General features: G+C 43.0%; 19 protein-coding genes. 9 read left to right on the top strand and 10 right to left on the bottom strand.

Annotated features, from left to right (window positions below):
* Window positions 1-32: 32 nt before the first annotated feature.
* From rsmS to dinG, 4 genes are all read right to left on the bottom strand, one after another.
* Window positions 33-203 (bottom strand): pleiotropic regulatory protein RsmS, encoded by a 171-nt coding sequence (gene rsmS, locus IHV80_RS10720; RefSeq protein ID WP_192889040.1) that lies wholly within the window; start codon window positions 201-203, stop codon window positions 33-35.
* Window positions 193-741 (bottom strand): primosomal replication protein, encoded by a 549-nt coding sequence (locus tag IHV80_RS10715; protein WP_192889039.1) that lies wholly within the window; start codon window positions 739-741, stop codon window positions 193-195. Before IHV80_RS10715 ends, rsmS begins: the two co-directional genes overlap by 11 nt.
* A 22-nt stretch (window positions 742-763) precedes the next feature.
* Complete coding sequence (locus tag IHV80_RS10710; protein ID WP_192889038.1) at window positions 764-1543, bottom strand: sulfite exporter TauE/SafE family protein; 780 nt, start codon at window positions 1541-1543, stop codon at window positions 764-766.
* Between the two features lie 128 nt (window positions 1544-1671).
* Entirely contained in the window at window positions 1672-3747 is a 2076-nt protein-coding gene (gene dinG, locus IHV80_RS10705) for an ATP-dependent DNA helicase DinG (RefSeq protein WP_192889037.1), read from the bottom strand.
* A gap of 514 nt (window positions 3748-4261) precedes the next feature.
* On the opposite strand from dinG, the gene IHV80_RS10700 reads away from it, so the two are divergent.
* Window positions 4262-5263 (top strand): porin family protein, encoded by a 1002-nt coding sequence (locus tag IHV80_RS10700; RefSeq protein WP_108020658.1) that lies wholly within the window; start codon window positions 4262-4264, stop codon window positions 5261-5263.
* 133 nt (window positions 5264-5396) lie between these two features.
* Here the strand turns inward: IHV80_RS10700 and IHV80_RS10695 are convergent, their stop codons facing one another.
* Entirely contained in the window at window positions 5397-6125 is a 729-nt protein-coding gene (locus IHV80_RS10695; RefSeq protein WP_192889036.1) for a pseudouridine synthase, read from the bottom strand.
* A 321-nt stretch (window positions 6126-6446) separates the two neighbouring features.
* Between IHV80_RS10695 and IHV80_RS10690 the strand changes: the two genes are divergently transcribed.
* Window positions 6447-8672, top strand: a complete 2226-nt coding sequence (locus IHV80_RS10690) for an NADP-dependent isocitrate dehydrogenase (protein WP_192889035.1) — start codon at window positions 6447-6449, stop codon at window positions 8670-8672.
* A 322-nt stretch (window positions 8673-8994) separates the two neighbouring features.
* On the opposite strand, the gene cspD is transcribed toward IHV80_RS10690, so the two are convergent.
* Entirely contained in the window at window positions 8995-9216 is a 222-nt protein-coding gene (gene cspD / locus IHV80_RS10685) for a cold shock domain-containing protein CspD (protein WP_017105782.1), read from the bottom strand.
* 568 nt (window positions 9217-9784) lie between these two features.
* Here cspD and clpS point away from each other — a divergent pair.
* Both clpS and clpA read left to right on the top strand, forming a co-directional pair.
* Window positions 9785-10105 carry an ATP-dependent Clp protease adapter ClpS gene (gene clpS / locus IHV80_RS10680; protein WP_017105781.1) on the top strand — a complete coding sequence of 107 codons (321 nt, stop codon included), beginning with the start codon at window positions 9785-9787 and terminating at the stop codon, window positions 10103-10105.
* 39 nt (window positions 10106-10144) lie between these two features.
* Entirely contained in the window at window positions 10145-12418 is a 2274-nt protein-coding gene (clpA, locus tag IHV80_RS10675; RefSeq protein ID WP_192889034.1) for an ATP-dependent Clp protease ATP-binding subunit ClpA, read from the top strand.
* A gap of 362 nt (window positions 12419-12780) precedes the next feature.
* On the opposite strand, the gene infA is transcribed toward clpA, so the two are convergent.
* From infA to aat, 3 genes are all read right to left on the bottom strand, one after another.
* Complete coding sequence (gene infA, locus IHV80_RS10670) at window positions 12781-12999, bottom strand: translation initiation factor IF-1 (RefSeq protein ID WP_001040192.1); 219 nt, start codon at window positions 12997-12999, stop codon at window positions 12781-12783.
* Window positions 13000-13080: 81 nt separating this feature from the next.
* Window positions 13081-13779, bottom strand: coding sequence for an arginyltransferase (locus IHV80_RS10665; protein ID WP_192889033.1), 699 nt, complete (start codon window positions 13777-13779; stop codon window positions 13081-13083).
* Window positions 13776-14489 (bottom strand): leucyl/phenylalanyl-tRNA--protein transferase, encoded by a 714-nt coding sequence (gene aat, locus IHV80_RS10660; RefSeq protein WP_192889032.1) that lies wholly within the window; start codon window positions 14487-14489, stop codon window positions 13776-13778. The genes IHV80_RS10665 and aat overlap by 4 nt, the downstream gene beginning before the upstream one ends.
* A 53-nt stretch (window positions 14490-14542) precedes the next feature.
* Here aat and IHV80_RS10655 point away from each other — a divergent pair, with 53 nt between their 5' ends.
* Entirely contained in the window at window positions 14543-14998 is a 456-nt protein-coding gene (locus IHV80_RS10655) for an outer membrane lipoprotein (protein WP_048664677.1), read from the top strand.
* A gap of 162 nt (window positions 14999-15160) precedes the next feature.
* On the top strand, window positions 15161-16441 hold the full coding sequence (gene aroA / locus IHV80_RS10650) for a 3-phosphoshikimate 1-carboxyvinyltransferase (protein WP_192889031.1): 1281 nt from the start codon (window positions 15161-15163) through the stop codon (window positions 16439-16441).
* 45 nt (window positions 16442-16486) lie between these two features.
* Here the strand turns inward: aroA and IHV80_RS10645 are convergent, their stop codons facing one another.
* Window positions 16487-16732 (bottom strand): YciN family protein, encoded by a 246-nt coding sequence (locus IHV80_RS10645; RefSeq protein WP_017105775.1) that lies wholly within the window; start codon window positions 16730-16732, stop codon window positions 16487-16489.
* Window positions 16733-17172: 440 nt separating this feature from the next.
* Here IHV80_RS10645 and topA point away from each other — a divergent pair, with 440 nt between their 5' ends.
* From topA to glgA, 3 genes are all read left to right on the top strand, one after another.
* Window positions 17173-19803 carry a type I DNA topoisomerase gene (gene topA / locus IHV80_RS10640; protein WP_192889030.1) on the top strand — a complete coding sequence of 877 codons (2631 nt, stop codon included), beginning with the start codon at window positions 17173-17175 and terminating at the stop codon, window positions 19801-19803.
* 535 nt (window positions 19804-20338) lie between these two features.
* Window positions 20339-21556 (top strand): glucose-1-phosphate adenylyltransferase, encoded by a 1218-nt coding sequence (gene glgC, locus IHV80_RS10635; protein WP_017105773.1) that lies wholly within the window; start codon window positions 20339-20341, stop codon window positions 21554-21556.
* Window positions 21546-23000, top strand: a complete 1455-nt coding sequence (glgA, locus tag IHV80_RS10630) for a glycogen synthase GlgA (RefSeq protein ID WP_192889029.1) — start codon at window positions 21546-21548, stop codon at window positions 22998-23000. The genes glgC and glgA overlap by 11 nt, the downstream gene beginning before the upstream one ends.
* The last annotated feature ends 235 nt before the right edge of the window (window positions 23001-23235 follow it).

Here is a 23235-nt window from a genome sequence, read left to right as displayed (position 1 = left end):
ATCCTGTCTATATTTATGCTAGATGCTAGATGCTAGATGCTAGATGCTAGTTTGGCTTGTAAATCTTGTTGGACAATTTTAATTGCCTCTAACGCTACTTTTGGGTCGATTTCGTTGCTTTCGAGTAGATAGATCAGGTCGACAGCTAACTTAACTTCTTCTGAGGCGTTATCCAGTGGTGACGATGTGTTATCAGTGCTCATTTCGCTTAGGGTTCTCTAAGTTGATCAATCTTTCAATATTTTTCATTGAGTCTTCGCAGCGTTCTAATCGTTCTTTTGCTAACTGCCAGGCCTCTTCCGCTTTTTTCTTGCTGTGACGAGGTGCGGATTCAAACGCTAATTTTCGTATTCGTACTAAATCGACCAATCGCTTTTGCCAATCTTGGTGCTGAGCGAGTTCGTTATACAAGTCATTGAGACTTTTCCCCAACTTACTTTTTCGATCTAACCTTAAATCATGATTGGCTAACTCTCTTTGGACAGCTGCTATCTGATTGGTTAACTTATCGGTCAGGTAAGTCGCTCGAGATGCAGTGAGTTGGTTATTGGCCTGCTCTCGTAATATGGTGCGGTAGGTGGTCTGAGCTTCCATTGCGTAGGGAAGTAAAATAGACGCACTACATTTAAATAAGGTTCTGTCGAATAATGCTTGATGGTAAGCGCCCCTCGATTTATCAACTTGAGAGCAATGGCCAATCAAGGTATCAAGGACACTTTTAAGCTTTGAAAAATGATTCATGTCTCTTCCCGAACGCTGGTGGCTATAAGTTTACAAACCACGCTTCGTAAGCCAGTTTAATCGCAAGAACGCTAACAACAGTAACAAACACAGGTCTTATAAAAGTGGCGCCAAAACGAATGGCGGAGTGTGCCCCTACGAATGCACCTGCCATTAAGCATACACCCATGGTTAAACCAAGCACCCAATCGATATGCCCAAGGATCGCAAAAGTAACTAGAGAGGTGAAGTTACTGGTGAAGTTCATTGCTTTTGATAGGCCTGAAGCAAGCAATATATTTAGACGATAAAGGGCCATAGAGCTAACCGTCCAAAAAGCACCAGTACCTGGGCCTGCAACTCCATCATAAAACCCCAGTATGAACCCTTGGTACTTTTGTTTTTTCTTAAGAACAGGGCAAGGCTTAGGTGACACGTTGTGATTAGCGTTCGGTGTCTTATGAAAAATGGTATAGACTGCGGCAGCCAGAATGACCAATGGTAGAACTTTCTCTAGCCACTCTGTGCTAATAGCATCGACCGCTAGGGTACCTATGGTTGCGCCAATTAATGTCGCAATGAACGCGTTTATCCAACATTCAGGTTTAAATAGCTTTTTACGATAATAAGTGACAGCGGCCGTTGATGAGGCAAAGGTCGCGGCAAGTTTATTGGTACCAAGCGCAATGTGTGGCGGCAGACCTAATGATAACAAAGCAGGGACGGTTAGCATTCCGCCTCCGCCAGCCACAGCATCAATAAAGCCAGCTGCAAATGCAACCAAAGCAAGTACAACCAACATGGTTGGTTCAATCATTTCCATAAATAGCTATTGTTCTCGTTATGTGCTGGTAGGGCAGCAGCATGGGTAACTTGAGGGTTAGCCATGCACAGTTGTGAATGCAAAGGTCAAGCGATGGTAGACCCAGAGCCACCGATACGATGGCTAAATTAGTATTTTATTGTTCTTTTAAAAGGCGGTAACGAGTCGAGTAAGGATTTCCCGTAACGCTTCGTCACTATGCGCCGATCAAGGATCGTGACTTTACCAGAATCTCTTTCTTTACGCAGTAACCGTCCGACAGATTGAATAAGCTTTTTACTCGCTTCTGGAACGGTAATCTGCATGAAGGGATTACCGCCTCTTGATTCGATATATTCAGAGTGTGCTTGTTCAACCGGTGAGGTAGGCACTCCAAATGGAATCTTGGTGATGACCAGGTTTTCAAGAAGCTCTCCTGGTAAATCAAGACCTTCAGAAAAGCTGCCAGTTCCAAATAGAACGCTTGTTTTACCTTGGTCTATTAGCTTTTTATGTTTTTTTAGGATTTCAGTACGTGAGGTGTCACCTTGAACCTGTAAAGCCCATGACTTTTTAACGAAATCTGTTGCCAAAGCTTCGGCAACTTTGTTCATTTGCCAGTAAGAAGAGAATAGAACGAGATTGGCTTTGTTGTCTTCTATTACCTTAGGCAAAATTTCAATAAGATATTCAGTAAACTGAGGCGCCTGTGGCTCGTACTTCATCGCTGGAACGATCAGCTCTGCTTGGTTTTGGTAATCGAATGGTGATGCCAATGCTAAAAACTGTACTCCATCCTCTTCTTTCTGGCTGATACCAGCTTGATGACAGAAAAAGCTGAAGGAGTTAAGTGCTCTCATTGTCGCTGAAACTAACACAGCACCGACGCAGCGGCTCCAAATCTGTTGGTCTAGCTGCCAACCAACTTCTAACGGAGAGACATTGACAACGAAGTCCCCTTCGTTTTCTTTGCTTAGTTCAAGCCAACGCGCCAAAGGAGCACCTTTTTCGCGTTTAGGCTCAGCCATTAAACGCCAAACTTGAGCAAGATTTTCTGTTCTTTGTATATAGAAGCCTATTTCAGCCAGAGCTGGCTCTGCTAACTTTGCCGAAAGTTCTCCATCTTTTACACGCTCTGCGATAAGGTCGGCGATTTTGGCTACGGCTTGGCTTGTCTTTTGAGTCAACTGTTTCAGATCTTTGGATTCGTTTTCCAACCATTCTGGTAAGTCGCCGTGCTCGAAACGATACAGACCGTCTTCAAAGTGGCTAGCGTCAAATTGTTTGCTCATTTGACTCAAAGTAGGAATCAGCTGTTGTACAGAATCCTGCAATTCATTTCTGAATCGACCCACTCGCTTTTCATCAGCCAAGCCCGAAAGTTTGGTGATTGATTGATTCAAACGCTCTAACCATGATGCGGCCCCTTTTAAGCTAGCTGCTGCAGAGGAATGGTCTCTTGCGACGTGTGGTAAGTGGTGAGCTTCATCGAATATATAGATGCTATTTTCTGGTTCAGGGAGTATAACTCCGCCACCAAGGTCTGCATCAGCCATAACTAAACTGTGATTGGCAATAATCACATCGACTTTATCCAGCTCCGAACGTGCTTTCTGGAAGGGACAATCTCGATGAGTCGGCATACTGTTGTTACAGCTGTGCTTATCACTCACGATCATTTGCCAAATCATATTGTCGATTGGTTTAGGCCATGAGTCACGATCCCCGTCCCATTTACCTTGAGCCAAACTACGATACATGGTTTGAAGCTGTTCGATGTCTTTCTTCATTGGCTTAGATTCGAACATCGCCATTTGTCCACCATCAACCCCACATGCAGCAGCTAATTTTTCAGAACAACAGTAACGCTGTCTACCTTTGGCGAGTATAAAAGAGAACTCTCTATCAGTAAGTCTTCTATATAGAGGGAGATCTTTATTTACGAGCTGTTCTTGAAGTGCAACCGTCGCTGTTGAAATGACGATTTTTCGATTGTTAAGTACCGCAACAGGAATCGCCGCCATTAAATAAGCAAGTGATTTTCCGATTCCAGTCCCTGCTTCAGCCACGATCATGCGATTACTTTTATGGTATTGACCACAAAGTGTCTTCGCAATTTCGGCTACAAGGTAATTTTGAGCACGTCTAGGTACAAAGTTGTCCAACTGATCTTGGAGGTTTTGATAACTGGTGCGAATGGATTTTTGAATTTTAGTAGTTAGCATACTGTGACCTACGTAACGGAGCGAGGATAGTAGCACATATCACTAGTCGGTACATTTACCGTGAAATAGCTTGCTTTTGAATCAAAGGTAGATCTTGTTCACAAAAAAAAACTGAACCATCAGGAACTTAACGATTTTATTTATCTTGCGAAATATAAATATTAAAAAAGACTTAGCTGCAGGTGTTAAATTCTGAATTTAGGTTGTTATTTATGTCTTTTGTGGTGTTAAGTTCTGTATTGTTCATTTTTAGGATTATTATATTTCCTGATAAAACTAAGGATAAGTTGCTCGTAAAATGATGAAAAAAAATGTAAGCATTTGATTTTTATGTATTTGTGTTTTTTTTAGGTCTATTTTTAGTTTATTTGACACGCAGGATAATCTTTTGCAATCTAGACCTCGAAATTTAGTGACGGTGATTAACCAACAAAGAGTGGTAATGACCAGTCGCAATAAATAAAAGGGAACCGGGCAAGGATCTCCCATTCTTAGAAAAGGCAGTGGATTTATTATGAAAAAGACTCTATTAGCGCTAGCTATCGCAGCGGTATCAACTTCTGCGTTTGCAGTTGAAACAAGCTCTCAAAACTCTAAGCCAGTTTTTGAATTCGACGACATGCATAAAGACCAATTCTCTGTGTCTGGTGCATGGGGTGTTGGTGGTTACTACGATACAGGTACTAAAGCATTCTACGATGATTGGGCTACTGGTCTAACTCTTGCTATTAGCTACAAAAACAACCGTTGGGTTGGTTACTTCGAAACTGACCTAGAGCTAAACTACAGCTCTGATGAGCAAAAAGTTGATATCCAATCAGGCCCTTCTACTGACGTAGATAAAGCATGGTTAGGTTTTACTACTGATGCTGGTGTTATCTCTCTTGGTTGGGAAAATGATACAGCACTAGATAAAGTTGATGGCGCTGGCGACATGACTTATGAATTCGGTGCTTCTGCTGGTGATGCTTCTGATGGCTTCAATGTAGCTAAATTCCAAGGTGCTACTTCTGGTATCGCTTACGGTATCTCTGTTTTCGATACTGATGATAACCGCGATAAAGGCGAAATGGGCTACAATGGTTACATCGGTGTAGAGCAAGAAATGTTTAACATCTACGCTGGCTACGAAGCTCGTGAAGACTCTGATTACACAGTAACTTCTGTTTCTGGTAACGTAACTCTAGACAAACTAAAACTAGGTCTTAACGCTTGGATTGATGATGGTAAAGTTGGTGTTGAAAACAACACAACTGACCTAAAACTAACAGGCTTCTACGCTTCTGCTGGTTACGCACTAACAGAGCAACTTACTCTAGCTGCTGGTTACGCAACTAACACTACTGAGTCTAACGTTGCTTCAGATATCGACCAGTCTTACATGAACGTTGCTGCTATGTACACTCTTAGCGACAAAATTGACATGGGTATCGATATCAAACAAGAGCTAGACTCTGGTTTCGATAACGTTGATGAAGAAACTCACGTATTCGCAGCTGCTTACTACTACTTCTAATAGTCTAACTCTTAGTTAAGTAAAGCTGTAAAAGCCAGTCTTAGGACTGGCTTTTTTGTGCCTGAAATTTATCAACGCATATAAAAATGGCCGCTTATATAGCGACCATTTCTCTACTTATCGAATTATTACTCTAGATCTCTTTCCACTCACCAGGCTGAAGCTGACCCACGTTCATATTCCCCATCGAATAGCGAATAAGACGTAGGGTAGGGAAGCCGATATTTGCTGTCATTCGTCTTACCTGCCGGTTACGCCCTTCAATGATAGTAATGGCTAACCATGTTGTTGGTATCGCAGCTCTGAAACGCACTGGAGGGGTTCTTTCCCACACTTCAGGTTCTTGCATCACTTCCACGGTTGCAGGCAGAGTCATACCGTCTTTTAGCTCAACACCTGTTCTCAATTTATCTAAATCTTCCTCAGAAGGTGCTCCTTCAACCTGCACCCAGTAAGTCTTTGGTGATTTTGAATTTGGTTGAGTTAACTTTGCTTGAAAGATGCCATCGTTGGTCAATACCATTAAACCTTCGCTGTCGCGGTCAAGTCGTCCGGCGGCATAAACATCTTTAACCGGAATAAAGTCAGCGAGTGTTTTCCTGCCTTCGCCATCAGTGAATTGGCTTAGGGTGTCGAATGGTTTATTGAACAAAATCACTTTACGATCTTCAAGTGATACTTTGGGTTTTGCGCTAGTAGGCTTGCCCTTGTATCGGTGTTTACTTGAGTGCGGTTTCTTGTGTGAATTGCCAGTGTTATTTTTATCACTGTTGCGGCCCGGTCTATTACCGTTTTGTTTTAATGTTGTACCAGAACGAGCTGGTTTGTCTGAGCTAGATGCGCCTCGAGAGCGAGTAGACATGTTAACTACCTTGCAAAAATGTAAACGAAGTGTGCCGAAAAGTTTTCACTGAAACGGAATTGAGCTATCATTTGCGCGCCTAAAAGACACAAAATAGAACAAGTTGATGGACTCTTAAGCCTGATTTGTTTAATTATACCTACGTGTTTTATTATAACAACGCACTCACGGATTTGGTTCATGCTGTCATCAAGATTGCATGAAAAATAAGATAGAGTACGACTATCGAGTAAGCAGTTTTCACTCTTAGAGTGGCTTACTGGTCAATTTATAACATGCTCACTACTTTAAATGAGCTTGTAAGAACTATAGGGAAATTTCATGCCTACTGAAAAACCAACGATCATCTATACCATTACAGACGAAGCTCCGGCGCTAGCAACTTACTCTCTGCTGCCAATCATTCAATCTTTTACAGCTTCTTCTGGTATTAACGTTGATACTCGCGACATTTCACTTGCAGGGCGCATTATTGCCAACTTCCCTGACTATTTGAACGAAGAGCAACGTATCGGTGATGCATTAGCAGAACTAGGTGAATTGGCTAAGACACCAGAAGCAAACATTATCAAGCTTCCAAATATCTCGGCATCTGTACCTCAACTTCAAGCAACGATTAAAGAACTTCAGTCAAAAGGTTACGCACTTCCTAACTACCCAGAAGAAGCAAACACTGACGAAGAGAAAGCTGTTAAAGCGACTTACGATAAAATCAAAGGCAGTGCGGTAAACCCAGTACTGCGTGAAGGTAACTCAGATCGTCGTGCTCCGCTTTCAGTGAAGAACTACGCGAAGAAAAACCCACATTCGATGGGTGCTTGGTCTGCAGACTCTAAGTCGCACGTTTCAAGCATGGAAGATAAAGACTTCTTCGGTAGCGAAAAGTCAGTGACAATTGAAGGTGCTACTAAAGTCAGCATCGAATTCGTAGGTAAAGATGGCGCGAAGAAAACATTGAAACCAGCTTTTGCTCTACAAGATCAAGAGATCATCGATGCGTCTGTAATGAACAAAGCTGCATTGGTTGCATTCTTTGAAAAAGAGATCGCATCAGCTAAAGAGCAAGGCGTTCTGCTTTCACTTCACATGAAAGCTACCATGATGAAAGTATCTGACCCAGTGATTTTTGGTCATGCGGTCAAGGTTTACTACAAAGACGTATTCGCTAAACACGGTCAGCTATTTGAAGAGCTAGGTGTTGATGTTAACAACGGTATCGGCGATGTCTACGCGAAAATTGCTGCGCTTCCTCAAGATCAAAAAGCGGCAATCGAAGCTGACCTACAAGCGGTATACGAGACTCAACCACCACTAGCGATGGTCGATTCAGACCGCGGTATTACCAACCTGCACGTACCAAGCGATATTATTGTAGATGCATCTATGCCTGCGATGCTGCGTTCTTCAGGTCAAATGTGGGATCCAGAAGGTAAGCAAAAAGATACCAAAGCTATGATCCCAGATCGCAGCTACGCAAGCATCTACCAAGCTGTTATTGATTTCTGTAAAGAAAATGGTGCTTTTGATCCTACGACTATGGGTAGCGTACCAAACGTTGGCCTGATGGCTCAAAAAGCGGAAGAATACGGTTCTCACGATAAGACTTTCATCCTAGAAGCTGCTGGTCAGGTTCAAGTGGTTGACGATTCTGGTTCTGTTCTTCTTGAGCAAGACGTAGAGGAAGGTGATATCTTCCGTATGTGTCAGGTTAAAGATGCGCCAATTCAAGATTGGGTTAAACTTGCTGTAACTCGCGCGCGTGCTGCGGGTGTTCCAGCCGTATTCTGGTTAGATGCGGATCGAGCGCACGATGCGCAATTGATTAAGAAAGTAGAAGCTTATCTTCCTGAGTACGATACAGATGGTCTTGAAATCAAGATTCTGGCGCCATTAGAAGCCACTCAGTACTCGCTAGTTCGTATTAAAGAAGGTCTAGATACCATTTCTGTTACAGGTAACGTATTACGTGATTACCTAACAGATTTGTTCCCAATTCTAGAGCTTGGTACGTCGGCTAAAATGCTGTCGATTGTTCCACTAATGAATGGCGGCGGCCTGTTCGAAACAGGTGCTGGCGGTTCTGCTCCTAAGCACGTGCAACAAGTAGAGAAAGAAAACCATCTACGTTGGGATTCTTTAGGTGAATTCTTGGCATTAGCGGCATCACTAGAGCACTTAAGCGTAGTGACAGGCAACGCTAAAGCACAAGTTCTCGCTGATGCACTTGATAAAGCGACAGGTGAGTTCCTAGACAAAAACAAATCTCCTTCACGTCGAGTAGGCGAGCTTGATAACCGTGGTAGCCATTACTACCTAGCATCATACTGGGCTAAAGCGCTTGCTGAGCAAACAGCTGATGCTGACCTAGCTGCTGAGTTTGCAGGTGTTGCAAGTCAACTGGCTGAAAGCGAAGAAGTGATTGTTGCTGAGCTGAACAATGCTCAAGGTGTCGTTGGCGATTTAGGCGGTTATTACTTACTAGATGATGCACTAGTTTCAAAGCTAATGCGCCCGAGTGCTACATTGAACGCATTTATTGACGCATAGTGATTAGACGCACCGTTAGCAAGTCATGGAGTGGCTTGCTAACGAGTCGCTAGATCTGACAGTTAAGTCATAGATTAAGTCAAAACGAAAGACGCTTTAACGATAATGTTAAAGCGTCTTTTTTTCATGATGCTTTCCTAGACCTAGCTTGAAGTCGAACATCCTTGGATGAATTGTACTGTGAGCTACTTTATCGCCTCACAGATCGAAAAACCGCTCATTTAATCCTGTATTAAGGGGACCAAATGAGCGGTTTCAGTATTCTGCTTACCTGTCAGCCGTTAATTAACGCTGGTGGAGGTCAACATGATTTGGCAATCGCCTATTTAGCGGCGCTGCCTTCGACAGGAACAACGGAACTAGCATGGGAGCCTTTAGGTCCACTTTCTACTTCATAGTCGACTTGCTGACCCGCTTTTAAGGTTCGATAACCATCCATCTGTATTGTGGAATAGTGCGCAAAAATATCGCCGTCTTCACCTTCTGGACAAATAAAGCCAAACCCTTTGGCGTTGTTAAACCATTTTACTGTACCTGTAGCCATGCTATACATCCCTCATGCATTTTGTTACTAACGTTGTTATATCAATTGTCGTAAGTGCGATTGATATCATTCTTACCAGCTAACGGATTTCAGCTGATAACTTGAATCTCGTACATTGCTTACGGAAATTAACGCTACCTTGCGTAATAATTCCTTGTTGTTGCATCTTTTTGCTTATTGTTAAGGTTGCTTAAGAAAAACCTTTTAGCACCAATGTAGCTAATGATTGAGTCCAGTCAATAGTAAATTGGTATAAAAATGATCAATTTTAATAACAAATCACATTCGAGATTAACTACAAACTATTAACTAAATAGTAACTTAGTGGTGATCTTATGGTCAGTGCTAATAGTAATGGTGTCTTTTTAATCAATCACATATGTTAATCCTGTTAATAGACATCTTTTATTTGCAGCGATGGAAATGGTGGATTAGGCTCAGTATAGAGGAATATTTTTTGGTACTGTTTCTTGGTGCAGTTTCTTAGTACACCGTAAAGCGTGAATGTGGTAGATTTGAGTTAAGTAAGCACTCACGAATTCCGAAAAATAACCCTAGCAAAGCTGATATGAGCAGAAACTTCGAATGGGCAGCTCCAGGCTCAGATTTACTGGAGAAAGAAGCAACAAAAGTAAAGCCACCGGCTATGTATAACGTTGTATTGAACAACGATGATTACACGCCAATGGATTTCGTAATCGAGATCCTTGAGCGGTTTTTCTCACTAGATATCGAACAAGCAACGGAAGTGATGCTCAAGGTTCATTATGAAGGTAAAGCTATTTGCGGCACATACAGTGCTGAAATAGCGGAAACAAAGGTAGCGCAGGTAAGGATGTACTCAAAGGAAAATGAGCATCCGCTACTATGTACAATGGAGCAAGTATAAATTGCTCGAACAACACTGTTGTTCCCTTAGGAGGTACTTATGCTAAATAAAGAATTAGAGTCGAGTTTAAATGGCGCATTTGCTCGTGCGCGAGACAAGCGACATGAATTTATGACTGTCGAACACCTCCTACTAGCATTATTAGAAAATGATGCGGCCAAGGAAGCGCTCCAAGCTTGTCAGGCTGATCTCGATGCTCTTCGTAATGAGCTCGATATTTTTATTGATCAAACAACCCCGCTTATCCCAGAAAACGATGAAACTCGAGAAACCCAGCCAACACTGAGCTTCCAACGAGTACTTCAGCGCGCGGTTTTTCATGTCCAATCTTCAGGTCGCAGTGAAGTAACAGGTGCAAACGTGCTTGTGGCTATTTTTAGTGAGCAAGAATCTCACGCGGCATACCTACTCAAGAAAAACGACATCAGTCGCTTAGACATCGTTAACTTCATCTCACACGGTATTACTAAAGCAAGCAATGAAGGCGACAGCGCTTCATCCTCTGACTCATTCGGTGGTGCAGAAAATGCTGAAGAAGCAAATTCTGAAGACCGTTTAGAAAACTTTGCAACCAATCTTAATGAAGTGGCTAAGCAAGGTAATATCGACCCACTGATCGGCCGTGATAAAGAGCTTGAGCGAACAGTTCAAGTATTGTGTCGTCGTCGTAAAAATAATCCTCTGTTAGTCGGTGAAGCGGGTGTAGGTAAAACGGCCATTGCAGAAGGTCTTGCATGGCGTATCGTTGAAGGGCAAGTGCCTGAAATCATTCAGAGCAGCGTGATTTACTCTTTAGATATTGGTTCACTGCTTGCAGGTACTAAATATCGTGGTGACTTTGAGAAGCGCTTTAAAGCCATTCTTAAGCAACTGGAAAAAGAAGAAGACGCTATCTTGTTCATCGACGAAATTCACACCATCATAGGTGCGGGTGCCGCATCGGGTGGACAAGTTGATGCTGCAAACTTAATCAAACCGCTACTAAGCAGTGGTAAATTACGTTGCATCGGTTCAACCACTTACCAAGAGTACAGCAGTATTTTTGAGAAGGAACGTGCGTTATCTCGTCGCTTCCAAAAAATCGATATTGTTGAACCATCACTTGATGATACGACTAAGATACTGATTGGCTTGAAGCCAAAATACGAAGCTCACCACGAAGTGCGTTACACAAACAAAGCGTTACGTGCCGCCGTGGAGCTGTCTGCTAAGTATATCAATGAACGTCACCTTCCAGATAAGGCGATTGACGTTATTGATGAAGCGGGTGCTCGTAGTCGTTTGGCTCCAGCAAGTCGTCGTAAGAAGACAGTGAGCGTGGCTGATATCGAGTCGATGGTTGCGAAAATGGCTCGTATTCCTGAGAAGTCAGTTTCATCTTCAGACAAAGATACGCTGCAGAAACTGGATGACCGCATGAAAATGTTGGTATTCGGACAAGACCCAGCGATCGATGTATTGAGCGAAGCGATCAAGCTGACTCGTGCAGGTTTGGGTGCAGACAATAAACCTGTTGGTTCATTCCTATTTGCTGGTCCTACTGGTGTGGGTAAAACCGAGGTTACGGTTCAGCTTTCTAAACTGATGGGTATTGAGCTGCTGCGTTTTGATATGTCTGAGTACGGTGAACGTCACTCAGTGAGCCGTTTGATCGGTGCTCCTCCAGGTTATGTAGGATACGATCAAGGTGGTCTACTCACTGATGCAGTAATCAAGAATCCACACTCTGTTGTGTTACTTGATGAGATCGAGAAGGCTCACCCAGATATCTTTAACTTGTTATTACAAGTGATGGATAACGGTACTTTGACGGACAACAACGGTCGCAAAGCGGATTTCCGTAATGTGATTTTAGTTATGACAACCAATGCAGGTGTCGCGGAAACCGAGAAGAAATCGATCGGTCTGATCCAACAAGATCATGCGCCAGATGCAATGGGTGAGATTAAGAAAGTCTTCACTCCGGAGTTCCGTAACCGTCTTGATAATATCATTTGGTTCAACAGTTTAGACCCAAGTGTGATCAGCCAAGTTGTCGATAAGTTTATTGTAGAGCTTCAGGTTCAACTGGACGCGCGTGGTGTATCTTTGGAAGTATCTGAAGATGCTCGTCACTGGTTAGCACATCTAGGCTATGACAAGACTATGGGCGCACGTCCTATGGGCCGTGTTATTCAAGAGAAGCTTAAGAAACCGCTTGCGAATGAATTGTTGTTCGGTAGTTTGGTCGACGGCGGTACTGTGAAAGTGTCACTGAAGAAAGATGAACTGGACTTCGTTTACCTAGGTGCCAAAGAAGAAGTGATGCACTAAGAGTTAGAGACTAGCAGCTAATTACTATTAGTAACCAACGATGAGTAGACGCACTTAAACGCAATACTTTGATAAAAACGCATGACTTCGGTTGTGCGTTTTTTTGTATCTGGTGCTCGAAAAGACAACTAGGAATGCGTGTAGATGCAATTAAGGCGTAGTCGTGAGTAGTTACTTGGTGGTATAGAGTGGGGGGATAATATTGAAGGGTGAGGTTTTAGCTGAGTATGACGTGGGTTAGGAGCGCTACAGTAAGCAATAGAGCGTCTTATTAAAGCGTTTAGCTAATCAGTTTGCTTTTGTATAGGCGGTAAAAAACGGAGCATATAGCTCCGTTTCTTATCGTATTCGATAATTAAAAATTAACGAGCACGGAAGACGATGCGGCCTTTAGAAAGGTCGTATGGAGTCATCTCAACAGTTACTTTATCACCAGTAAGAATACGGATGTAGTTCTTACGCATTTTACCAGAGATGTGTGCTGTCACTACGTGACCATTTTCAAGCTCAACACGGAACATCGTGTTTGGTAGAGTATCAAGGACAGTGCCTTGCATCTCGATTACGTCTTCTTTAGCCATCTAATCCTCTTTCGAAACTTGGCGGTTTTCAACGGCTTGATTGTGCCGTTAAAATCAAAATATGTAAAGTTGTCGCGTATTCTACCCTTGCCACCGCTGATTTACTAGCCTTTGATGACGTTGAAATCGTACTTTATAGTTCATTGCAGGACATTCATCGATTTGATACCCCAAATAGAGCCATTGTTTTTGTTCTTTTTGGGCGTGTTGGATTTGAAAAAGAACACCTAGTGTTCCCATTGATATATCGATATCAGGGTCGAAGAAGGTATAAAACGCACTGGTGCAGTGAGACATAACATCGGTAACGGCGATGCCAACTAACTGGTTCTCATTGTAGATGTGCATGTATTGTGTAGTAAGCCACTCGTTTTTAGAGAACTGTAGGAACTCTTCCTTCTTTGGAGGATACATGGTTCCTGATTGATGACGAGCTGTAATGTATCGGCTGTATAAATCAAACCAGTTATCATCCATTGTGTCTTTAAATTCCCAGTGGAATGACTTGGCTTTGTTAAGGATTCGTCGTTGGCTTTTTGAAAACTTTATTTCAGGGATGGAAAGGCGAATAGCCTGACAAGCTGAACAATTGTCACAGTGTGGTTTGTAGATAGTGCTGCCACTGCGACGAAACCCATTCGCAAGCAGTACTTCGTAGTTCTCTGCAGTGTGCATAAATTCATCGAGCGTCACTGCTACACGTTCTTGGAGGTGTGGCAGATAGCTGCAAGCATGGTTATCGGTCAATCCAATTCTGATTTGTTGTAAATCTGAACTCATGAAGGCATTCCCTCTAGCCATTGTGATTTAAAACATCCATCGCCAAGTTGATTTTCTTTAAGTATTTTCAAAGCGCTAAGGAACTCATCTCTTTCTACTTCGATCGCGCCCAAGGATTCCAAATGAGGGTTCATGACTTGGCAATCGATGAGCTTTCCGCCAAATTGTTTAAAGTGTTTACAAAAATACCACAGTGCAATTTTAGAGGCATTGGTCTTCAGGCTAAACATCGATTCACCACAAAAGACCTGGCCTCTTTGTAAACCGTAAAGTCCGCCGATAAGCTCGTCGCCTTGCCAAACCTCAACGGAGTGGCAGAAGCCTAATGAAGCAAGTTCGAGGTACGCTGACTGCATGTCATCGTTTAGCCAAGTTTCTTCTTCGGGTCTTAGCGATGAGCAGTAGCCAATCACTTTGTCTGTCGCTTGGTTGATGCTGACACGGTAATTATGCTTTCTTTGAAATTTTTTAAGACTTTTTGACGGTTCGAATGTCTTAGGATTAAATACCGCTCGTGGTGCTGGACTCCACCAAAGTATAGGCTCCCCTGGGCCATACCATGGAAATATACCTTGGCTATAAGCGTTTAAAATTCGCATCGGTGACAAATCACCACCGAAGGCGAGCAGACCGTTAGGTTCATCAAGCGCGTCGAAAGGCGAAGGAAACTCTATACTAGTAGTATCAAGCTCGGTTAGGTATATAGTCATAAGTACCGCATTACAGATTAATCAATGACCAAGAGGTCTTCAGGAGTTTTACCATGAAAAAGTTGCTTTGGATTTTACTTGTTTTGCCCATGTTGGCAAATGCAGCTTACAACCGGAACGAAGCTCGTCCTGTTAACGAGGTCGTTTATGGTGAAATTGATACGGTCAGATATATCACGCAACAAGAAATCGTTGAATCGAAAGCTAATGGTTGGGAAACCTTATTAGGTGCAGCGATTGGTGGCTTGATCGGTAACCAATTTGGTGGTGGTACCGGCAAAGAAGTCGCAACGGCCGTCGGTGCTGTGGCGGGTGCCGGGATTGCTCGCAATCGAGGTAACACACAATACAAAGTGGAATATAAGCTCGTCGAACTATTGGTCAAAACTAAAGATGACAAATTGGTTAACATCATTCAAGACGTCGATAACTCGATGTTGTTTAACCGAGGTGATGATGTGCGAATTCTCTATTTTTCAGATGGTGTTCGAGTTGATCTCGCGTACTAGTATGTAAATATGTTTGGTTGGCTAATTAATCGCCTTTATCGAGGGGATTAGCTCTGGAGTTCATTGGAAAAGTTCGTTAGTCTGCAAGTACGAAGAATTATTCATCACCCGAAAATAAATACGCGCCAGTGACTTCGGGTGGTACAAGGACTATAAGATTTAATGGAAAGCCTTACGTTACAACCAATTCAAAAAGTGAGCGGGGAAGTTAACTTACCTGGCTCAAAAAGTGTTTCCAACCGTGCGCTTCTTTTGGCTGCACTTTCAACTGGAACCACGCGCCTAACAAATTTACTAGACAGTGATGATATTCGCCATATGCTGAATGCTTTGACGCAATTAGGTGTTGATTATCAGTTGTCTGCAGATAAAACCGTCTGTGAAGTGACGGGTGTGGGTGGTGCTTTCTCAAGTGACAAAGCCCTAGAGCTTTTCTTAGGCAATGCGGGTACGGCGATGCGCCCGCTGGCTGCTGCACTTTGTTTGGGTCGTGGTGAATATGTTCTGACTGGCGAGCCTCGCATGAAAGAGCGACCAATAGGTCACTTAGTGACTGCACTGCAAGAAGCTGGCGCCGACGTTGAATACCTAGAAAACGAAAACTACCCACCATTGAAGATCACGGGTACTGGCCTTAAAAGCGGTACTGTTTCAATCGATGGTTCTATTTCTAGTCAGTTTTTGACTGCATTTTTGATGGCTGCACCTTTAGCCGAAGGCGAAGTGACCATTAAAATTGATGGCGAATTAGTTTCGAAGCCTTACATCGATATCACGCTACACATTATGAAACAATTTGGTGTGGATGTGATCAATAACGATTACCAAGAGTTCATTATTCCTACGGGTCAATCGTACTCTGCACCGGGAGACTTCTTGGTCGAGGGCGACGCATCATCAGCATCTTACTTCCTTGCAGCTGCGGCGATTAAAGGCGGCGAGATTAAAGTGACGGGTATCGGTAAAAATAGTATCCAAGGTGATATCCAATTCGCTGATGCGCTTGAAAAAATGGGTGCTGAAATTGAATGGGGTGATGATTACGTTATCTCTCGTTGTGGTGAGCTGAAAGGCATTGATATGGATTACAACCATATCCCAGACGCAGCGATGACTATCGCAACGACAGCCTTGTTTGCTAAAGGTACAACGGCCATTCGTAATGTTTATAACTGGCGTGTGAAAGAGACCGATCGCTTAGCGGCGATGGCGACAGAGCTTCGTAAAGTTGGCGCTGAGGTCGAAGAGGGTGAAGACTACATCATCGTTAACCCTGTTGCTGAACTGACACATGCGGCGATCGATACCTATGATGATCACCGTATGGCGATGTGTTTCTCGCTGGTGGCGTTGAGTGATACACCTGTGACAATTAATGATCCAGGTTGTACTTCAAAGACTTTCCCTGATTACTTCGACAAGCTGAAAATGCTCAGCCAGTAGAGATTCAGGAAGTAAAAAAGCTTGCCTAAATGGCAAGCTTTTTCGTTATTGCTGAAGCGTAAATTCTTTTGAAAGATGGTGCGCTAAGTATTTAAACATGTTAAATACAGCGGTTGTATTCTCTGTTGGCAATCCGTTGCTGTCTAAGAAGTATTCACCTTTAAAGACGAGTACGTCGTCTTTTTCTACTACGCTGTTTGTGCGCATGCCTTCAATGTAGTCATCATGTGATTGGATAATTTGGTTTGCGATAAGCAGTAAATCAAATTCTGCTATTACTTTCTTTGTCATGAGTTTATCTCTGATAACTGAATATATCGTTGAGTTTATTGTGTAGCACTAGAAATTCAATGATTTCACAACCGAATAAGAGAGTCTTTTCGAATCTCCATCATTTATTTTGTGATTTATGACAAAAATAATTGAATGGGGCTCGCGTTAGATTCGCGGACAAGCTTAGTATGACCGCGTTTATACGTAATGCCTGATGAATAGGCTCTTGCAAGTATTCTTCGTGAGTACTTTATCGCTTTTTTACATTGTGACCCTTTTATCCGCTGAGTCGTCGATTTGTCGACCGATCAGATCCAATTTTGAAAAAAGCGGTTGATCTTCTAGTAATCTCGCACAATAGTAAAAAAAGAAGCAATGAATTTAGAATATCATGCGTAAAAGCCCACAAGTTGAATTGTTGGTGCTGAAGCATCGTGATTAAGGACGTTAGAGTCAATATGGGTAAATCGCTAGTTATAGTGGAGTCGCCGGCCAAGGCTAAAACCATCAATAAATATCTTGGCAAAGACTTTGTCGTTAAGTCGAGTGTAGGTCACGTACGTGATTTACCAACGGCAGGTCAAAGCACCGGTAAAAAGGCTACTGCAGTTTCAACCAAGGGTATGAGCCCAGAAGATAAAGCTCGTATCAAGAAAGAAAAAGATCGCAAAGCTCTTATTAAAAAGATGGGTATCAACCCATACAATGAGTGGGAAGCGAACTACCAAATTCTACCTGGTAAAGAAAAAGTCGTTGCTGAATTGCAAAAACTGGCTGAGAACGCAGACCATGTTTATCTCGCAACCGATTTGGATCGCGAAGGAGAAGCTATCGCATGGCACCTTCGTGAGATCATCGGTGGCGATGAAACGCGATACAAACGAGTGGTTTTTAACGAAATTACTAAGAATGCTATTCAGCAAGCTTTCGAAACTCCAGGTGAGCTAAATATCGATGGCGTAAACGCACAGCAAGCACGACGTTTCATGGACCGTGTTGTGGGCTTTATGGTGTCACCTCTGCTTTGGAAAAAAGTAGCAAGAGGCCTATCCGCTGGCCGTGTTCAATCAGTCGCTGTAAAACTGCTAGTTGAGCGTGAGCGCGAGATTAACGCCTTTATCCCAGAAGAGTTCTGGGATGTGCACGCTGATACTAAAACAACGGATAAAACAGATTTCAGACTGCAAGTTGCACAAAAAGATGGTGTTGCTTTCAGACCGGTAAGCGAAGCGCAAACTTTGGCTGCCGTCAGTGTTTTAGACAAAGCTCAATACGAAGTATGTAAACGTGAAGACCGCCCAACGAAGAGTAAGCCGTCTGCCCCTTACATCACGTCAACGTTGCAACAAGCTGCGAGTACGCGTCTTGGCTACGGCGTAAAGAAAACCATGATGCTGGCTCAGCGCCTCTATGAAGCGGGTTACATCACTTATATGCGTACTGACTCGACTAACTTGAGTTCAGAGGCTGTAGAGGCCGCACGTGAATACATCGGTTCTGAGTTTGGTGCGCAATATCTGCCAGCTAAAGCACTTGTTTACGGTAGCAAAGAGGGCGCACAAGAAGCCCACGAAGCGATTCGTCCTTCAAGTGTTGATGTGAAGTCTGAAGACTTAAATGGTGTTGATGTTGATGCTCACAAACTTTACTCACTGATTTGGAATCAATTCGTCGCGTGTCAAATGACGCCAGCGCAATACGATTCAACAACAGTAAGCGTTAAAGCGGATGAGTACACGCTGAAAGCAAAAGGTCGTATCCTTAAATTTGATGGTTGGACTCGCGTTCAACGTCCAATGGGTAAGAATGAAGATACTATTCTTCCTGCAGTTCAAATTGGCGATAAGCTTGACCTGATTGCTCTAGACCCTAAACAGCACTTCACTAAGCCACCAGCTCGTTTCACTGAAGCGGCGCTTGTAAAAGAGCTTGAGAAGCGTGGTATTGGTCGTCCTTCAACGTACGCATCAATCATCTCGACAATCCAAGATCGTGGCTATGTGAAAGTTGAACAGCGTCGTTTCTATGCTGAAAAAATGGGTGAAATTGTTACTGACCGTCTAGACGGCAGCTTCAATGACCTAATGAACTATGACTTTACAGCTCGTATGGAGCAAAAGTTAGACCAAATCGCAGAAGGTGAAGCGAGCTGGAAAGGCGTTCTAGATAATTTCTTCACAGACTTTACTGGCGACCTAGAGCAAGCGGATCTCGATGAAGATGCGGGTGGCATGAAGCCAAACCATATCGTTGAAACCGATATTGAGTGTCCAACTTGTAGCCGTAAAATGGGTATTCGTACTGCTTCAACAGGCGTATTCCTAGGTTGTTCTGGTTATGCGCTTTCACCAAAAGAACGTTGTAAGACAACGATCAACCTTGGTGATGAAGAAGGCATTATCAACGTTTTAGAAGAAGACGTTGAAACCGCAGCACTTCGAGCTAAAAAGCGTTGTCCTATCTGTGAAACGGCAATGGATGCTTATCTGATTGATGATAAGCGTAAGATGCACGTATGTGGTAACAACCCTAACTGTGAAGGTTATGTGGTTGAACACGGCGAGTTTAAAGTGAAGGGCTATGATGGTCCACTTGTTGAATGTGACAAGTGTGGTTCTGACATGGTTCTTAAGAACGGCCGTTTTGGTAAATACATGGATTGTACGAGTGAAGATTGTAAAAACACTCGTAAGATTCTGAAAAACGGCGAAGTTGCGCCACCTAAAGAAGATCCTGTGCATTTCCCTGAGCTTCCATGTGAAAACTCAGACGCGTACTTTGTTCTTCGTGATGGTGCTTCTGGCTTGTTTATGGCGGCGAGTAACTTCCCTAAATCACGTGAAACACGTGCACCATTGGTGGAAGAGCTTGTTCGTTTTAAAGACCGTATTTCTCCTAAATTCCAATACCTAGCATCAGCGCCTGCTGCTGATCCAGATGGTAAGCCAGCAGTAGTTCGTTTTAGTCGTAAGACAAAAGAAAACTATGTTCGAACTGAAGTAGACGGAAAACCTTCTGGTTGGACTGCTTTATATATCGATGGCAAATGGGAAGTAACGGATAAACGTAAAAAGCCCAAAGAAAAGTAATTGAACGTTATTGACTAAAAAAGCAGCCGTTAGGCTGCTTTTTTTGATCCAAATATGACTAACTATGCAACCGATTGAGCTTTCATCTCATTTGTGGAAATTTATTAAATTCACAGCGTAAAATAAATAAATGAATTAATAATATCTTCTTATGCAACCGTAACGAGAATGTAACTTAATTAAAATATTGTAAGTCACAGAACAGTGTTTAGTTGTATACCTGATGTGTGTCGGGTGTTAATGTAATGTTTCGCTCAGGCGGTGTAATGTGAGCTGCTTTAAGTCTTAGGAAAGCAATCAGCTTACGTAACACAGAATGGCGTATTAAAAATTGAAATCGGCAGGAAAGTCGATAACGTATATAAAACCAAGTGCAAAGAATAGTGCACATGTAACAACGTTTGGCTTAGGATACTGTCACTGTATGTGAATGGATATTCGTTAAGTACCGAAACAAGTGTTAGTGCTCATCCCCCAGAGGAAGATACCTCTACGAGTACTGACATCGACAAGCTATAAATATATGGAGAATAAAATGGCTGGTGTATTGGGAATGATTCTTGCTGGTGGTGAAGGCTCTCGCTTAAGACCTTTAACTGAATCTCGCAGCAAACCCTCGGTTCCTTTCGGTGGTAGTTACCGCTTAATTGATTTCGCTTTGAATAACTTCGTTAATGCTGATCTGATGAAGATCTATGTGTTAACACAATTCAAGTCACAATCACTGTTCCATCATATGAAAAAAGGATGGAATATCAGTGGTATAACAGATCGCTTCATTGACCCTATTCCTGCGCAAATGCGTAAAGGAAAGCGTTGGTACGAAGGCACAGCAGATGCTATCTACCAAAACATGGGCTTTATGGAGTTAGAAGAACCTGATCAAGTATGTATTTTCGGTTCTGACCATATCTATAAAATGGACATCAAACAGATGCTTGATTTCCATAAAGAAAAGAAAGCAGCGCTAACTGTTTCTGCACTGCGCATGCCTCTTGCTGAAGCATCAGAATTCGGTGTTATCGAGGTTGATGCTGAAGGCCGTATGATTGGCTTTGAAGAAAAACCTGAAAATCCGAAGCCGATTCCAGGCGACCCTGAATCTGCGCTCGTTTCAATGGGCAACTACGTGTTCGAAGCAAAAGAGCTTTTTGCCGAACTAACAGAAGACGCAGATAAGCCAGATTCTACTCATGATTTTGGTAAAGATATTATTCCAAACATGTTCCCACGTGGTGATGTGTTTGTTTATGACTTCAGCACTAACCGCATCACCGGTGAAAAAGAAGAAGTTTACTGGCGCGATGTAGGTACGATTGACGCGTACTGGCAAGCACATATGGACCTTCTTAAGAAAGATGCGCCATTCTCACTATACAACCGCAAATGGCCTCTACACACTTATTACCCGCCACTACCACCAGCTACCTTTACTGACTCGGCAAATGGTCGAATTCAGATTATTGATAGTCTTGTGTGTAGCGGTAGTTATGTTCGTGGTTCGCGCATTGAAAAGAGTGTATTGGGTTTCCGTAGCAATATCGCATCAGCGTGTGATATTAGCGAGAGCATCTTACTTGGTGATGTGAAGGTTGGCGAAGGTTGTATACTACGTCGCGTTATCATTGATAAAGATGCAGACATTGCACCAGGCACTCAAATTGGTGTAAACCTGACAGAAGATAAAAAGCATTACCACGTATCTGACGATGGTGTAGTCGTGATTTCTAAAGGAGCACGAGTTGGTTACTAAGACTCTCTCGGTACTTTTTGTAGCGTCTGAAGTTGAAGGCTTAATTAAAAGTGGTGGCTTGGCTGATGTAGCCAAGGCACTGCCTAAAGCGTTACAAACGCTCGAACAAGACGTTCGAGTGACCATCCCCGCTTATCGAAACATCCCAAACATTGATTCAGCAGAAGTCATCTTGGCTACCGAGCTGGATCATTGGCCTCACACCGCTTATCAAGTTAAGAAATTGAGCGTCGAAGGTGTTCAAGTTTTTGGTATTGAATACGCCAAGTATTTCGATCGCCCTGAAATGTACGCTGAAAATAATCATGCTTATGCCGATAACGGAGAGCGTTTCTCGTTCTTTAGTGCTGCGTGTTTGGATATGCTTCCTAAACTTGGTTTTCAGCCCGATGTCGTCCATGCCAATGATTGGCACACGGGTTTTGTTCCTTTCTTGCTTAAGTCTCGTTATCAACAGCACGACTTTTTTAAAAACACACGCAGCGTCATTTCGATTCACAATGCCGTTTTTAAAGGCGTGTTTTCTTACGAAGAGTTGCAATCCCTGCCTGAAATGCATAGTCATAATGTCCCGGAAGCTGCGGTAAGTGATACTCACGTGACCATGCTGAAAGCGGGTGTGTTGTGTGCAGATAAAGTGAATGCAGTCAGTCCAACTTATGCACAAGAGCTGAAGACGGAATTAGGCAGCCATGGTATGGCGGCTGAATTCCAACACAGATCTGACGACCTGTTCGGTATTTTGAATGGCTGTGATTATGGTGCCTGGAACCCGGAAACGGATGCTTTCCTGCCTCGTAAATACAAAGCGACCAAGCACAGTATGGTTCGTGGAAAATCGGCTTGTAAGCAAAAGCTGCAACAAGATGTCGGTCTACCCGTTATCGATTGTGCTGTGTACGGCATGGTTTGCCGACTGACCAATCAAAAAGGCGTTCATTACTTATTGCCAATCATCGAGCAATTCTTGAAGAACGACTTGCAGATTGTGATTGTGGGTACAGGTGACCCAGTATTGGCGAGTCAGCTAAAAGAGTTATCGGCACTTCATTCAGACAAGTTCTCGTTTGTTGAAGCGTATAACAACGAATTAGCGCATTTGGTCGAGGCCGGTTCAGATTTCTTCTTGATGCCTTCTGAGTTTGAGCCTTGTGGCTTAAACCAAATCTATAGCATGGCTTACGGCACGTTACCGATTGTTCGTTCTGTAGGTGGTTTAAAAGACAGTGTGAATGATTACGACCAGGATCCTGAGTTCGCGACTGGGTTTGCTTTTGATGAACCGACACCACAAGCGCTACTGGCTGTGTTACACCGTTCTTTGCTGCTTTACGCACAAAACCCATCTGAAATTAAGCGTGTTCAGCTTTATGCCATGCAGCAAGATTTTAGTTGGGAAGATGCGGCAAAAGAGTATCTTGCAATGTACCATTCAGCATTTTAACTCGCTGAAATAGCATCTAAATTAAGCTGACAGTTAGTAATGGTTTGTAATGAAAGAAGGCGCTCTGAGACTAGAGTGCCTTTTTGTTTTCTGGTCAGAACACATCACGTTTACGAAGACAAAACTTGCAAACTCATTTTAGTCAGGTAAAAAAGGTGAGGCAGGTATTCACATGACTAATGTTAGGTTTGACACTATTATCACTTAAAGTTCTTAATAGCGTGATATCCTTAGC

Origin of the sequence: Vibrio bathopelagicus, assembly GCF_014879975.1 — a bacterium.
Lineage (GTDB): Bacteria > Pseudomonadota > Gammaproteobacteria > Enterobacterales > Vibrionaceae > Vibrio > Vibrio bathopelagicus.
This window is presented reverse-complemented; position numbering and strand designations above follow the sequence as displayed.

What these genes read in the sequence shown, in the direction of transcription:
- IHV80_RS10710 (WP_192889038.1), bottom strand. Translation starts at nt 1,543, where the DNA reads ATGGAAATGATTGAACCAACCATGTTGGTTGTACTTGCTTTGGTTGCA.
- cspD (WP_017105782.1), bottom strand. Translation starts at nt 9,216, where the DNA reads ATGGCTACAGGTACAGTAAAATGGTTTAACAACGCCAAAGGGTTTGGC.
- IHV80_RS10655 (WP_048664677.1), top strand. Translation starts at nt 14,543, where the DNA reads ATGAAAAAGTTGCTTTGGATTTTACTTGTTTTGCCCATGTTGGCAAAT.
- rsmS (WP_192889040.1), bottom strand. Translation starts at nt 203, where the DNA reads ATGAGCACTGATAACACATCGTCACCACTGGATAACGCCTCAGAAGAA.
- IHV80_RS10715 (WP_192889039.1), bottom strand. Translation starts at nt 741, where the DNA reads ATGAATCATTTTTCAAAGCTTAAAAGTGTCCTTGATACCTTGATTGGC.
- clpS (WP_017105781.1), top strand. Translation starts at nt 9,785, where the DNA reads ATGAGCAGAAACTTCGAATGGGCAGCTCCAGGCTCAGATTTACTGGAG.
- aroA (WP_192889031.1), top strand. Translation starts at nt 15,161, where the DNA reads ATGGAAAGCCTTACGTTACAACCAATTCAAAAAGTGAGCGGGGAAGTT.
- topA (WP_192889030.1), top strand. Translation starts at nt 17,173, where the DNA reads ATGGGTAAATCGCTAGTTATAGTGGAGTCGCCGGCCAAGGCTAAAACC.
- IHV80_RS10690 (WP_192889035.1), top strand. Translation starts at nt 6,447, where the DNA reads ATGCCTACTGAAAAACCAACGATCATCTATACCATTACAGACGAAGCT.
- clpA (WP_192889034.1), top strand. Translation starts at nt 10,145, where the DNA reads ATGCTAAATAAAGAATTAGAGTCGAGTTTAAATGGCGCATTTGCTCGT.
- IHV80_RS10700 (WP_108020658.1), top strand. Translation starts at nt 4,262, where the DNA reads ATGAAAAAGACTCTATTAGCGCTAGCTATCGCAGCGGTATCAACTTCT.
- IHV80_RS10645 (WP_017105775.1), bottom strand. Translation starts at nt 16,732, where the DNA reads ATGACAAAGAAAGTAATAGCAGAATTTGATTTACTGCTTATCGCAAAC.
- dinG (WP_192889037.1), bottom strand. Translation starts at nt 3,747, where the DNA reads ATGCTAACTACTAAAATTCAAAAATCCATTCGCACCAGTTATCAAAAC.
- IHV80_RS10665 (WP_192889033.1), bottom strand. Translation starts at nt 13,779, where the DNA reads ATGAGTTCAGATTTACAACAAATCAGAATTGGATTGACCGATAACCAT.
- IHV80_RS10695 (WP_192889036.1), bottom strand. Translation starts at nt 6,125, where the DNA reads ATGTCTACTCGCTCTCGAGGCGCATCTAGCTCAGACAAACCAGCTCGT.
- glgC (WP_017105773.1), top strand. Translation starts at nt 20,339, where the DNA reads ATGGCTGGTGTATTGGGAATGATTCTTGCTGGTGGTGAAGGCTCTCGC.
- aat (WP_192889032.1), bottom strand. Translation starts at nt 14,489, where the DNA reads ATGACTATATACCTAACCGAGCTTGATACTACTAGTATAGAGTTTCCT.
- infA (WP_001040192.1), bottom strand. Translation starts at nt 12,999, where the DNA reads ATGGCTAAAGAAGACGTAATCGAGATGCAAGGCACTGTCCTTGATACT.